Raw genomic sequence first — 13078 nt, 5'->3', positions numbered from 1 at the left:
TTCGGATGGGTTCGCGCGCCTCATCGCCTCCCGCTAATTATCCTGGAAGGGGCGATGACTGTCACACTTCACGTCTGCATTACCTGCCGTGCCGGCCAGACGCTGGCGGAGGGCGAGACCGCGCCCGGCAAGCGCCTGCATGCCGCCATTCTCGACGCCGGCGTGCCCGAAGGTGTCAGCGTGGTTCCCGTCGAATGTCTGTCCGCGTGCAGCCAGGGCTGTTCGGTCGCGCTCAGCGCGCCGGGACGATGGTCCTATGTCTATGGCCGCCTGTCGGATGCCAACGCACGCGATGTGATTGCCGGCGCATCGGCCTATGCGACGGCGCCCGATGGCATCGTGCCGTGGCGCAGCCGCCCCGAAATTTTCCGCAAGCAATCGCTTGCTCGCATTCCGCCCATTGCCGTCGTGCCGGAGGCCGCCGAATGAACTCCCTCGCCAAGGTCCCCGTCACCGTCGTCACCGGCTTTCTTGGATCGGGCAAGACGACGCTGATCCAGCATCTGATCACCAACGCCAACGGCAAGAAGCTCGCAGTGCTCGTCAACGAGTTCGGCAGCGAAGGCGTCGATGGCGAGATCCTGAAGTCCTGCGCCGATGCCAATTGTCCGGCGGAAAATATCGTCGAACTCGCCAATGGCTGCATCTGCTGCACCGTGGCCGACGATTTCATTCCGGCCATCGAGCAGCTGCTCGCGCGCCAGGTGAGGCCGGATCACATCCTGATCGAGACATCGGGACTGGCCTTGCCAAAACCGCTGCTGAAGGCGTTCGACTGGCCGAAGATCCGGTCGCGGATCACGGTCGACGGCGTAATCGCGCTGGCTGACGCGGAGGCCGTAGCTGCCGGTCGCTTTGCGCCGGATCCGGACGCCGTGGAAGCGCAGCGCGCGGCCGATGACAGTCTCGATCACGAGACGCCGCTGTCGGAAGTGTTCGAGGACCAGATCGCCTGCGCCGATATCGTGCTGCTCACCAAGGCAGACCTTGCCGGCTCGGCCGGGCTCGAAGCGGCAAAGGCTGCGATCGAGGCCGAGATGCCGCGTCGCGTGCCGATGCTGACGGTCGTAGATGGCGCCGTCGATGCGCGCGTGATCCTCGGTCTCGAAGCGGCCGCCGAGGACGATCTTGCCGCGCGCCCCTCGCATCATGACGGCGAGGACGAGCACGAGCACAATGATTTTGCCTCCATCGTCGTCGATCTTCCGGAAGTGACGGATATCGATGCGCTGGTTGTCGCGATCCAGCGGCTGGCGCGCGAGCAGAATGTATTGCGTGCCAAGGGCTATATCGCGATCGAAGGCAAGCCGATGCGGCTGCTGCTGCAATCGGTCGGCGAGCGCGTGCGGCATCAGTTCGACCAGCCATGGGGCACGCGGGCGAGGCAATCGAAACTGGTTGTGATCGGTGAACACGGCGACATCGATGAAGCCGCGATCAGAGCAGGACTTGGTATTGCGGGACTAGGCATCTGATGCACGTCGTTTTTCGCGAGAGCCGCGGCCTTGAGGAGACCGCGACGCCCAGAGACATCGGCCAGGACACGGCCGATCTCGTGGTGCTCTCGTTCTCGGACAGCGATCTTGCAGCCTTCGCGTCAGGCTGGCGGCGAGGGCGGCGGGCCGACCCGCCGTCGCTGAGGCTCGCCAATCTTGCGGAGCTGCGTCACCCGCTGTCGGTGGACACCTATGTCGAGCGAACGCTGTCGCAGGCGCGGGGAATCCTCGTGCGCCTGATTGGCGGGGAGTCCTACTGGTCGTATGGGCTCATGGCGTTGCATCAGCTCGCCAAGGATCGCAACATCGCTCTAGCGGTGCTGCCGGCGGACGGTCGCGACGATGAACGGCTGGATGCTTTCTCCACACTGCCGGTCTCAACGCTGAGGCGGCTCAAGGTTCTCTGTGACAAGGGCGGTCCGGTCGCCGCACAAGCGGCGATCGCGCAGCTTGCGCTGGCGTCGGGCCTTTATGCGGGACCTGTCGTCGGTGAGATCGATATTCCCGAGATCGGTTTCTATGACCCTGCTCGCGGTGTTGTGGCAGAGCCGACAGGAGATGGACGGCCGCGTGCGCTGGTTACGTTCTATCGCTCCTATCTCACGGCCGCCGACACAGGTCCGGTCGACGCGCTGATCGCAGCGCTGCGGCAGACGGGCTTTGACGCATACGGTGCATTCGTCACCTCGCTGAAAGCGGTGGGCGTCGCGGATTGGTTGCGTGCGCATTTCGCGCAGCATCCTCCGGCGGCCATCGTCAACGCGACCGCGTTCTCAGCAATCGGTGACGACGGCACGACACCATTCGATGCTGCTGCGTGTCCGGTGTTCCAGGTCGCCTTGTCCACGGCCCGGCGCGAGGATTGGGCGGAGTCGCTTCGCGGCCTCCCGCCAGGTGACCTCGCGATGCATGTAGTCTTGCCGGAGGTCGATGGCCGGTTGTTCGCCGGTGTCGTGAGCTTCAAGTCGCCGGGCGAGCGCGATCCCGATCTGCAGTTCGCCCATCTCGCGCACAGAGCCGACGACGAGCGCGTGAGCGCCGTCGCTGCGCGGGTCGCGGCCTGGCATCGGCTCGCGAGCAAGCCGGCCAACGAAAAGCGGTTGGCGATCGTGCTCTCGAACTATCCGGGCCGTCCGCATCAGATCGCTCATGCGGTCGGGCTCGACGCGCTCGCCTCCGTCGAGGCGCTGCTCTCCGATCTCGGCGAAGCCGGTTTCGATGTCGAGGCGGCGGAGGCGCTTGGCGGTGTTTTGCTGCGGGAGCAGTTGACCTGGAGCGTCGCCGAGTACCGTACGGCGCTGTCAGGCCTGTCACGCCGGTTGCAGGATGACCTCGCGCGCGCCTGGGGCGCACCGGAGGAGGATCCGAGCTGCCGTGGCGGCGCGTTTCGCTTCGCCGCGATCCGCTGTGGCAAGGCCGTCATCGCGGTTCAGCCGGAGCGTGGCGAGGTCGGTCAGCGCGATGCTGACTATCATGATCTCTCGCGCACGCCACGCCACGCCTATGTTGCGTTCTATCGGTGGCTTAGACAGCAAGGCATCGACGCCGTCATCCACATGGGCGTGCATGGCACGCTCGAATGGCTGCCAGGCAAGTCCGTTGCGCTGTCGCCCGCATGCTGGCCGGAAGCGCTGATTGGCGACCTGCCGGTGATCTATCCGTTCATCGTCAACGATCCCGGCGAGGCGGCACAGGCCAAGCGGCGGATCGGCGCGGTCACAATCGGCCATCTGCCGCCGCCTTTGGCGAAGGCCGAACTGCCGGACGGCCTGCGTCGGCTGGAGCAGCTCCTTGATGAATACTCGACGGCCGACGGCCTTGATCCCGCGCGGCGTCAGCGCCTGATTGCGGCCATCCGCGATGAAGCGCGTGCCGCCGGGGTGGAAGATGATCTGGGCCTTGGCGCTTCGGATGGACCAGCCGAAGCCATTCCTTTGATCGATCGCTTCGTCTGCGATCTCAAGGAAAGCCAGTACGGTGACGGCCTGCATGTGTTCGGCCGCGGCGCTTGCGGCGAGGCGGAGAAGGCGGCGCTGCTCGGGGCACTTGCCGGAAGGCGCGTTGCGCCGGGGCCGGCGGGCTCGCCATATCGCGGGCGCCAGGACGTGTTGCCCACGGGCCGCAATCTGTTTGCCGTCGACCCCCGCGCCGTACCCACGCCGTCGGCGCATTCGCAAGGCATCAAGCTCGCCGAGGAATTGCTGCGCCGTCACTTGCAGGATCACGGCGACTGGCCGAAGGGGCTCGTCGTCGATCTCTGGGGCTCCTCGACCATGCGTACCGCGGGCGAGGATTTTGCGATGGCCCTGCATCTGGCGGGCGTCGCGCCGCGCTGGGATCACGGATCGGGCCGCGTGACGGGTTACGACATCATCGCGCCAGCCGAGCTCGGCCGTCCCCGTACCGACGTCACGCTGCGCGTATCCGGCCTGTTCCGCGACGTCTTTGCCGGTCTGGCGCAATTGTTCGAGGCCGCGGCCGAGGCGCTCTCCGGGCGCGAGGACGAGGGCGAGGAAAATCCATATCGTCATCGCGCGTCACGCGTGTTCGGACCGCCTCCCGGGCAGTATGGCGTCGGCTTGTCGTCAATACCTGACGTCTTCACGCAGGAATCGCGCGATGCGGCCGGCGAGGCCTGGCTGTCGGCATCGTCCTGGGCCTTCTCGTCCGATGGCGCGATGCAGCCCGACCGCGCGGGTATCGAGGCACGGCTCTCTGCCGCCGATGCCTTTGTCCATACGCAGGATCTGCCGGAGACAGACCTGCTGCTCGCCGCTGATTATGCGGCGCATGAGGCGGGCGTTGCGGCGGCCGCGGCGCGGCTCGGCACGGCGGTGAAGCTCTATCATCTCGATGCCACGCGTCCCGATCAGCCGGGGGCCCGCAAATTGACCGAGGAGGTATCGCGCGTGGTGCGCGCGCGGGCCGCCAATCCGGACTGGATCGCGGGCATGATGCGCCACGGCTTTCGTGGCGCGGCCGAGATCACGGCGACGCTCGAGCATATGGCCGCCTTTGCACATCTTGCCGATGCCGTGCCGCCGCATCTGTTCGACCTCTACTACGACGCGACGCTGGGCAACGACGATGTCCGCGCCTTCATGTCGCGCGAGAATTCGGCAGCGCTCGCCGCGATGGAGACCTGCTTCACCCGTCTGCATGAGGCGTCGCTGTGGAAGACGCGCCGCAATTCGATCGCGGCCGCGCTGCGCGAGGCGTCATGAACGCGGTTGCGATCAAGGGGTGGTGCCCTGGCGCCTTGCGGCCGATGCTGTCAGGCGATGGGCTGGTGGTTCGCGTGCGGCCCTTTGGCGGGCGGCTCGATGCAAGGCAGGCGGCCGGCCTTGCTGATCTGGCCGAACGTTACGGCAACGGCCTGATCGATCTCACCAGCCGCGCCAATCTCCAGGTCCGTGGTGTGAGCCATGACTGTCATCTGCCTCTGCTCGACTGGCTCGCGCGCTTGGAACTGCTCGATTCAAATACGGAGACCGAATCGCGGCGCAACATTTTGGTGACGCCGTTCTGGAGCGCCGGCGATGATTCATCTTCGCTTGTCATCGAACTCGAGCGAGCGCTTGCCAACAGCGCACTCGATCTTCCAACCAAGTTTGGCTTTGCGGTTGATGACGGGAAGGAGCGTGCGCTCACCACCGCGTCGGCTGATGTGCGCATCGAGCGCGATCCCGCGGGCGGACTCATCGTGCGCGCCGACGGTGCAGAACTCGGTCGCTCCGTTACACGGACGGAAGTGGTCAGTGTCACGCTTGCGCTGGCCGAATGGTTCGTGACGTCGGGCGGAGCAAAGGGCGGGCGAGGGCGGATGGCGGCCCATCTTCGTGCCGGCGCGCGGCTGCCCGAGGCGCTACGCGGCCATGCCAGACCCACATCAGTGACCGTCGCACCGCTGCCCGACCTTTATCCGCAGGGTGCACTGGTCGGCGCGACGTTCGGACAATTAACTCATTCGGCGCTTCGTCATCTCGCCGGTTACGGGCAGGCGCTTCGCATGACGCCGTGGCGGATGATGCTGGTCGAGGGTTTGCGTGAGATGCCTCGCCGCGACGACCTCATCACGCAAGCCGATGACCCGGCGCTTCGTGTGGTCGCTTGCAGTGGTGCTCCGCGCTGTCGCGAGGCGCATGCCGATACGCGCGTGCTGGCGACGGAACTCGCCCCGCACATCGCCGCCGACGCCCGGCTTCACGTCTCCGGTTGCGCGAAAGGCTGCGCCCATTCCGGCCCGGCGTCGATCACGCTGGTTGCGACCAGCGAAGGATTTGATCTTGTCCGTGACGGCTCGACGCGGGACACGCCTGTCAGGTCTGGCCTGAGTGGCGCAAGAATCGTCGAAAGTCTCTGCGTCTTGGCGGGAGCACGCTGATGCCGCATGTCTATGAGACTGACGGTGTGGCGATCTACCGGCAATCCTTTGCCACCATCCGGGCCGAGGCGGATCTTGGCCGCTTCACGGCCGACGAGGAGCCGGTGGCCGTGCGCATGATCCACGCTGCCGGCATGGTGGGTCTCGAAGCGCATATCCGTTTCACGCCCGGCATGGCGAGGACCGCGCGCTCCGCCCTTGAGAACGGCGCGCCCATTCTCTGCGATGCGCGGATGGTGTCGGAGGGAATTACGCGTGCGCGACTGCCGGCCGGCAACGCGGTCATCTGTACGCTCGGCGACCCCACCGTTCTCGCGCTCGCGCAGTCCATGCGCAATACTCGTTCCGCCGCGGCGGTGGAGCTGTGGCGGCCGCACCTTGAGGGCGCGATTGTCGCGATCGGCAATGCGCCAACCGCGCTGTTCCATCTCCTCAACATGCTGGAGGACTGCGATTGCCCGAGGCCGGCGGCGATCATCGGTTGCCCCGTTGGTTTCGTGGGCGCGGCTGAATCAAAGGCCGCGTTGATGGCCGATCCGCCCGTGCCGGCGCTGACGGTCGAGGGTCGCCTCGGCGGCTCGGCGATCACAGTTGCCGCCGTGAATGCGCTGGCGAACCGGAGCGAATAGCGATGGGGCGTATCATCTGCTGCGGGCTCGGGCCAGGCGATCCGGACTTAATGAGCGTACGCGCCGATCGCGAGGTGCGCGCGGCAAAGCATGTCGCCTATTTCCGCAAGAAAGGGCGGCCCGGCCAGGCGCGCCGCATCGTCGAGGGGATGCTGGCGGCGGATGTCTCCGAGTATCCGATGGAATATCCGGTTACGACGGAGATCGCCTTCGACAGTCCGGAGTACGTTCGCCTGCTCTCGGGCTTCTACGACGAATGGGCGGAACGCCTGGCGCGGCTTTCGCGTGCCGTCGATGTCGCCGTCCTCTGCGAGGGCGACCCCCATTTCTACGGCTCCTTCATGCATCTGCACGCACGCTTGCAGGGACGGGCCGAGATCGAGGTGATCGCCGGTATTCCCGGCATGGCGGGCTGCTGGAATTCGGTCGGCCAGCCGATCGCCCTTGGCGACGACGTGACGACCGTCTTGATGGGCACGCTGGCAGAGGATGAACTGGAGCGGCGGATGCTCAGTTCCGACGCGCTCATCATCATGAAAACCGGACGCAACCTGACAAAGGTGCGTCGCGCGCTTGCCTCCGCAGGCCGTCTGGCGGACGCGTGGCTGGTCGAGCGCGGGACGATGCCGGGCGAGCGCGTCGCGCGACTGATCGATGTCGACGAAGCCGACTGTCCCTACTTCGCGATCGTGCTGGTGCATGGGCAGGGGCGGCGCTTGGTTTCAGCCGAATGACGGGCACGCTGACCATAGCTGGACTTGGGCCGGGCGACGACGCACTGGTCACGCCGGAAGTCACAGCCGCGCTTGCGGCTGCCACCAACATCGTGGGCTATGCGCCCTATGTCGCGCGCGTGCGGCCGCGCAACGGGCTGACGCTGCATCCGTCCGACAATCGCGTCGAATTGCAGCGCGCGGGTGAAGCCTTGCGGCTTGCATCCGAAGGCCATCATGTTGTCGTGGTGTCCTCCGGCGATCCCGGCGTCTTCGCCATGGCCTCTGCCGTGTTCGAGGCGCTCGAAGAGAAGCCGCAATGGCAGGGGCTTTCCATCCGCGTTCTGCCCGGCGTGACCGCGATGCTGGCCGCGGCCGCCCGCGCTGGCGCGCCGCTCGGCCATGATTTCTGCGCGATCAATCTCTCTGACAACCTCAAGCCGTGGCCGGTGATCGAGAAGCGCCTGCGGCTTGCCGCCGAAGCCGACTTCGCAATCGCGATGTACAATCCGCGCTCGGCGAGCCGGCCAGAAGGCTTTGGGCGCGCGCTGGACATCCTGAACGATGCAGGCTGCGGCGAGCGCATCGTTGTCTTCGCGCGGGCGGTCAGCGCGCCCGACGAGCGGATCGAGACGGTCAGGCTGGGTGACGCTAGGCCCGAGATGGCTGACATGCGGACGCTCGTGATCGTCGGCAATTCGGCGACGCGCCGCGTCGGCCGCTGGGTTTATGCACCGAGGCATACCCGATGACCGAGCCATTGCATGACCTCGGCGACGCTTTCTACCCGCAATCGGTCGGGCAATTGCGGGCGCGCGAGCATGATGACGGGAAGACCGAGCGCGCGCGCGGCATCGATCTTGGCGTGGGCACCACTTCCCCCGGAATTGCGGGCGACGATCCATTCGATGCCGTGCGCTTGCATCATCTCCAGTTCGGCGTCGAGGGTGAACGGCCCGCGCGACACGATCACGTCTGCATCGAACGGAAGCGCGCCCTCGGGCGGATCGACGAACCTCAATGTGTAGGCGTGCTGCGGCCTCGCACCGAAAGGCGCGATATGCTGCCGCCCGATGGCGAGAAACACCCGAGCGCGGTGTTCTGGCAAAGCCGCCACAGCAGAAGCGATATCGGCAACCTCGATCCAGTTGTCGTCGGACGTTCTGGCCCAGGGTGCGCGTTCGAGCGCAATCAGCGGCGTTCCGGTTTCTGCGCATGCCGCAGTCGCGTTGTGGCTCATCTCGGCGGCGAACGGATGCGTTGCGTCAACCACATGCGTGATGCCCTCGCGACGGATGTAGTCGGCAAGGCCACTCGCGCCGCCAAAGGCGCCGATACGGGTCGGCACCGGCTGGTTCGCGGGTGCACGGGTGCGACCGCCGTAGGAGTAGATCGCGTCGAATCCGGCGCGTGCCACCTTGTCCGCGAGCAGATTGGCGTCGGCGGTTCCGCCCAGGATGAGGGCGCGCATCATGGCTAGTCCCTGGTTGACCATCATCGGCATCGGCGAAGATGGCCTTGCTGGGCTCTCCGAGGCAAGCCGAAAGGCGCTTGCCCAGGCCGAAGTCGTCTTTGGCGGCGAGCGCCATCTCGCACTTGCAAGCGTTGGCAACCGCGGCCGCCCTTGGCCGGTGCCGTTCGATGCGGACGGCGTGCTGAGCTGTCGCGGTCGTCCGACCGCGGTGCTCGCGTCGGGCGATCCGTTCTGGCACGGCGTCGGCGGAACTCTTGCGGAGAAGCTGGAGGCAGGCGAGTGGATCGTGCATTCCGCGCCTTCGACATTCTCACTCGTGGCGGCGCGACTGGGCTGGCGTCTCGAATCTGTCGTCTGTCTCGGACTCCACGCCGCGCCCTTCGAACGGCTGGTGCCGCATCTGGCGCGCGGCGCGCGGGTCATTTGCCTCGTGCGCGACGGCAAGGCGGGCGGCGATCTCGCAACATGGCTGACGGAGCACGGCTGGGGCCAGTCAATGATCTGGGGCCTCTCGGCCCTTGGCGGCCCGCGTGAACGCGTCAGGCTGCATCGCGCCGACAGTTACGCGGCCGAGTCCGGCGACGGTCTCGTAGCGGTTGCGCTGGAGGCGAGGGGATCGCAGGGGATCGCTCGCAGCTCTGATCTCTCGGATGATCTCCTTGCGCACGACGGCCAGATCACCAAACGGCCGATGCGCGCGCTTGCGCTTTCGGCGCTTGCGCCGCGGCCTGGCGAACGATTGTGGGACATCGGCGCAGGCTCCGGCTCGATCTCGGTCGAATGGGCCTTGTGCGGGGGAACGGCGATTGCGATCGAGGCACGCGAAGATCGTGTTGCAAACATCCGGAGCAATGCAGCGGCCTTTGGCCTGACGCATCGGATCACTGTCAAGGAGGGAACGGCGCCTGGCATCCTTTCGGGCTTTGATGCGCCGGACGCAGTGTTTATCGGCGGCGGCCTAAACACGGCGATGTTCGATTCCGTCTGGTCGCGCCTAAAGACAGGCACGCGATTGGTAGCGCATGCCGTGACGCTGGAGACCGAGGCGCTTCTCACGGACCTTCATCAACGCCACGGCGGCGAGCTAATGCGCGTCGAGATTGCTCATGCCGCTCCACTGGGTCGGTACCGTTCCTGGGAGGCGGCACGACCGGTCGTGCAATGGAGTGTGGTCAGATGAAGGTCGCAGGCCTGGGATTCAGACGCGACGTGACGCTTGCCTCGCTGCGCGAGGCGCTCGTCGCCGCCGGCGGCCGCGAGGGCATCGCTGCGGTCGCGACGGTGAGCGACAGGGCGGAATCGGATGTGCTGAAACTCCTGGCGCGTGAGCTCGGTGTGCCAATCAAGGCCGTTCCGGCGGATGTGCTGGCTGGTATTGCGACGCCGACGCAATCCAAACGCATCAAGGAAAGAGTTGGCACGGGGTCGGTCGCCGAAGCCGCAGCGCTTGCGGCCGCCGGGCGCCGCGCGCGCCTGATTTCGACGCGGGTGGTTTCGCAGGATCGAATGGCCACCGCGGCGATTGCCGAAGGAGAGGGCAAATGACGGTGCACTTCATTGGCGCCGGCCCGGGTGCCGCCGATCTACTCACCCTGCGTGGGCGCGATCTGATCGCCGCCTGTCCCGTCTGCCTCTACGCCGGCTCGCTCGTGCCCGAGGGTGTTCTTGCGCATTGCCCGCCCGGTGCGCGGATCGTCAACACTGCGCCGCTGTCGCTCGACGGGATCATCGCCGAGATCGCTGCCGCGCATGCGGAAGGCAAGGACGTCGCGCGGCTGCACTCTGGCGATCTCTCGATCTGGTCGGCGATGGGCGAGCAATTGCGCCGCCTGCGCGCGCTTGGCATTTCCTACACGGTCACGCCGGGCGTGCCGGCTTTCTCGGCCGCAGCCGCAGCGCTTGAGGCCGAGCTCACGCTACCGGGCCTTGCCCAATCCGTCGTGCTGACGCGCACACCGGGCCGGGCGAGCGCGATGCCGGAGGGCGAGCAGCTTGCTGCCTTTGCCGCGACCGGCGCGGTGCTCGCCATCCATCTGTCGATCCACCTGCTCGACAAGGTCATCGCGGAACTTACGCCGCATTATGGCGCGGACTGCCCCGTCGCGATCGTCTGGCGCGCGAGCTGGTCGGATCAGCGCATCGTGCGCGCCACACTCGCAACGGTCGACTCGGCCATCGGCACCGAGCTCGAACGGACCGCACTCATTCTGGTCGGCAAGACGTTAGGCTCGGAAGAGTTTGCCGACAGCCGCCTTTATGCGGTCGACTATGACCGCCGCTACCGGCCGGTCGGAGCGGCACCGCGCTTTCCGGAGGTGTCGTGATGGCAGCAGGCCTCGTCATATCGGCGCCCGCATCCGGGGTCGGCAAGACGACGCTGACGCTGGCGCTCGCGCGCGCCTGGCGCGGTCGCGGGCTGACCGTGCAGTGCTTCAAGAGCGGTCCCGACTATATCGATCCGGCGTTTCATGCGGCCGCAACCGGGCGCGCCTCCGTCAACGTCGATAGCTGGGCCATGGATCGCGAGACGGTCGCGCGCCTGGTCGGCCGCGGAGCGGATGCGGATATCGTGCTCGCCGAGGGCTCGATGGGTCTGTTCGATGGCGTCGCCGCGCGCGGTGTCACAGGCACCGGTGCGACCGCAGACATTGCGGAGATGATGGGTTGGCCTGTGCTGCTCGTGATCGATCCGTCCGGTCAGGCGCAGACGGCCGCGGCGATCGCCGCCGGACTGCGCGATTTCCGCGCGGGCGTCCGGCTTGCCGGCGTGGTCCTCAATCGCGTCGCGAGCCCGCGGCATGAGGACCTCGTGCGGCGTGCGATGATGGACGCCGGCATTGCGGTGTTCGGTGCGCTCCCCCGCCATGCCGAGATTACCTTGCCGAAGCGGCATCTTGGCCTAGTGCAGGCGGAAGAGCAGGTGGAGGTGAGCGGCTTGATCGCCGAGGCTGCGCGCTTCGTCAGCGAGCGCATCGATCTCGATGCCGTGCTGCAATCCGCTGGCGCCTGGTCGTCGTCGACGCCGGCGCGCGACTTGAAGGTTTCTCCGCCGGGGCAGCGCATTGCGCTCGCGCGCGATCCGGCGTTCTCCTTCGTCTATCCGCACATGCTGGAGGCCTGGCGCGCGGCGGGCGCGGAGATCTCGCCCTTCTCGCCGCTGGCCGATGAAGGGCCTGATGCGAGCGCCGACGTGTGCTGGTTGCCCGGCGGCTATCCCGAACTGCACGCGGGCCGAATTGCGGCTAACGCGCGGTTTCGCGGCGCATTGCGTGCATTCGCCAGGACGCGTCCTGTGCATGGCGAGTGCGGGGGCTATATGGCGCTCGGCACCGCCCTGACCGATGCCGACGGCGCACGCCACGAGATGGTCGGCCTGCTTGGCCTTGAGACGAGCTTTGCCCGGCGTCGCATGCATCTCGGCTACCGGCTCGCGGAGCTTGCTGCGCCGATACCCGGGCACAAGGCCGGCGCACGCCTGCGCGGCCATGAGTTTCACTATTCGACGATCATCGCGCAGCCCGATACGCCGCTCGCGGTCGTGCGTGATGCGACAGGCGCGGTGGTCGCAGAGACGGGCTCGCGGCGCGATAACACCTCCGGTACGTTCTTCCATCTGATCGCGGAGGACCGGTGAGCGGGTTCGTGTCCTTCATTTCCGCCGGTCCCGGCGATCCCGAGTTCCTGACGCTGAAAGGGGCCGGTCGGCTACGCGAGGCCGACGTCGTGCTCTATGACGATCTGGCCTCCGGCGCGATCCTCGATCTTGCTCGCCCCGGCGCCAACCTCGTCGCGGTTGGCAAGCGCGCCGGTCGCTCCTCGACCAAGCAACCGCACGTCAACCGGCTGCTCATCGATTATGCGGGAACCGGCGCACGCGTGGTCCGGCTGAAATCGGGCGACGCAGGCATCTTCGGCCGCCTGGAAGAGGAGATCGACGCACTCCGCGCGGCGGGCATCGGCTACGAGATCATCCCCGGCGTCACCTCGGCCTGCGTCGCCGCGGCACAGGCCGGCATTCCCCTGACCCGGCGTCACACGTCACGCCGGGTGCAGTTCGTGACTGGCGCCGACGTCACCGGCGAGTTGCCCGCGAACCTGAACTGGGCGGCGCTCGCCGATCCGGACGCGACGACGGTGGTCTATATGGGCCGGCGCACATTTCCGGCTTTGGCCGCCAAGCTGATCGAGCACGGCCTTGCGCCGAACACGCCGGCGCTGTTTGCGGAATCCCTGGGCCGCGCCGATGAGCGGCTCGTCCGCACGACGATCGCACAGCTTGCGGACCAGCTTGCAAGAGGAGGCGCCGCGACGACGGCCGCCGTAATCCTGTTCGGTGCCTTGGCGGGAGAGTCTTCGTCATGACGCCGCTGCTGAGCCTCGCT

The 13078-nt window shown here is 66.9% G+C and carries 13 protein-coding genes; 12 read left to right on the top strand and 1 reads right to left on the bottom strand.

Annotation, left to right across the window (positions count from 1 at the left end):
• Positions 1–54: 54 nt before the first annotated feature.
• Genes V1277_RS31710 through cobJ form a run of 7 tightly spaced genes read left to right on the top strand, consistent with a single transcriptional unit; the run spans position 55 to position 7974 of the window.
• Positions 55–429, top strand: a complete 375-nt coding sequence (locus V1277_RS31710) for a DUF1636 domain-containing protein (protein ID WP_334419655.1) — start codon at positions 55–57, stop codon at positions 427–429.
• Positions 426–1475, top strand: coding sequence for a cobalamin biosynthesis protein CobW (cobW, locus tag V1277_RS31705; protein WP_334419654.1), 1050 nt, complete (start codon positions 426–428; stop codon positions 1473–1475). Before V1277_RS31710 ends, cobW begins: the two co-directional genes overlap by 4 nt.
• Positions 1475–4720: a cobaltochelatase subunit CobN gene (gene cobN, locus V1277_RS31700; RefSeq protein WP_334419653.1), complete on the top strand. Its 3246-nt coding sequence runs from the start codon at positions 1475–1477 to the stop codon at positions 4718–4720. Before cobW ends, cobN begins: the two co-directional genes overlap by 1 nt.
• Positions 4717–5880 carry a precorrin-3B synthase gene (cobG, locus tag V1277_RS31695; protein ID WP_334419651.1) on the top strand — a complete coding sequence of 388 codons (1164 nt, stop codon included), beginning with the start codon at positions 4717–4719 and terminating at the stop codon, positions 5878–5880. The genes cobN and cobG overlap by 4 nt, the downstream gene beginning before the upstream one ends.
• Positions 5880–6509, top strand: coding sequence for a precorrin-8X methylmutase (locus tag V1277_RS31690; RefSeq protein ID WP_334419650.1), 630 nt, complete (start codon positions 5880–5882; stop codon positions 6507–6509). The genes cobG and V1277_RS31690 overlap by 1 nt, the downstream gene beginning before the upstream one ends.
• Before the next feature lie 2 nt (positions 6510–6511).
• Entirely contained in the window at positions 6512–7243 is a 732-nt protein-coding gene (locus tag V1277_RS31685; RefSeq protein WP_334419648.1) for a precorrin-2 C(20)-methyltransferase, read from the top strand.
• On the top strand, positions 7240–7974 hold the full coding sequence (gene cobJ / locus V1277_RS31680) for a precorrin-3B C(17)-methyltransferase (RefSeq protein ID WP_334419647.1): 735 nt from the start codon (positions 7240–7242) through the stop codon (positions 7972–7974). The genes V1277_RS31685 and cobJ overlap by 4 nt, the downstream gene beginning before the upstream one ends.
• Here the strand turns inward: cobJ and V1277_RS31675 are convergent.
• The gene (locus V1277_RS31675) at positions 7950–8696 is read right to left on the bottom strand and encodes a cobalt-precorrin-6A reductase (RefSeq protein WP_334420504.1); all 747 of its coding nucleotides are present in this window, start codon (positions 8694–8696) and stop codon (positions 7950–7952) included. The two genes, cobJ and V1277_RS31675, sit on opposite strands and share 25 nt — an antisense overlap.
• On the opposite strand from V1277_RS31675, the gene cbiE reads away from it, so the two are divergent.
• Genes cbiE through cobA form a run of 5 tightly spaced genes read left to right on the top strand, consistent with a single transcriptional unit; the run spans position 8695 to position 13058 of the window.
• Positions 8695–9876, top strand: a complete 1182-nt coding sequence (cbiE, locus tag V1277_RS31670; RefSeq protein ID WP_334419645.1) for a precorrin-6y C5,15-methyltransferase (decarboxylating) subunit CbiE — start codon at positions 8695–8697, stop codon at positions 9874–9876. The genes V1277_RS31675 and cbiE overlap by 2 nt on opposite strands.
• The gene (locus tag V1277_RS31665) at positions 9873–10241 is read left to right on the top strand and encodes a cobalamin biosynthesis protein (RefSeq protein WP_334419644.1); all 369 of its coding nucleotides are present in this window, start codon (positions 9873–9875) and stop codon (positions 10239–10241) included. The genes cbiE and V1277_RS31665 overlap by 4 nt, the downstream gene beginning before the upstream one ends.
• Positions 10238–11020 carry a precorrin-4 C(11)-methyltransferase gene (cobM, locus tag V1277_RS31660; protein ID WP_334419643.1) on the top strand — a complete coding sequence of 261 codons (783 nt, stop codon included), beginning with the start codon at positions 10238–10240 and terminating at the stop codon, positions 11018–11020. The genes V1277_RS31665 and cobM overlap by 4 nt, the downstream gene beginning before the upstream one ends.
• A complete protein-coding gene (locus V1277_RS31655; RefSeq protein ID WP_334419642.1) occupies positions 11020–12330 on the top strand; it encodes a cobyrinate a,c-diamide synthase in 1311 nt (436 codons plus the stop codon). The genes cobM and V1277_RS31655 overlap by 1 nt, the downstream gene beginning before the upstream one ends.
• On the top strand, positions 12327–13058 hold the full coding sequence (gene cobA / locus V1277_RS31650) for a uroporphyrinogen-III C-methyltransferase (protein ID WP_334419640.1): 732 nt from the start codon (positions 12327–12329) through the stop codon (positions 13056–13058). Before V1277_RS31655 ends, cobA begins: the two co-directional genes overlap by 4 nt.
• The last annotated feature ends 20 nt before the right edge of the window (positions 13059–13078 follow it).

The sequence above is a fragment of the Bradyrhizobium sp. AZCC 1588 genome, from assembly GCF_036924735.1.
Classification (GTDB): domain Bacteria; phylum Pseudomonadota; class Alphaproteobacteria; order Rhizobiales; family Xanthobacteraceae; genus Bradyrhizobium.
The sequence above is the reverse complement of the archived record's forward strand: the minus strand, read 5'-3'. Positions and strand labels throughout refer to the sequence as shown.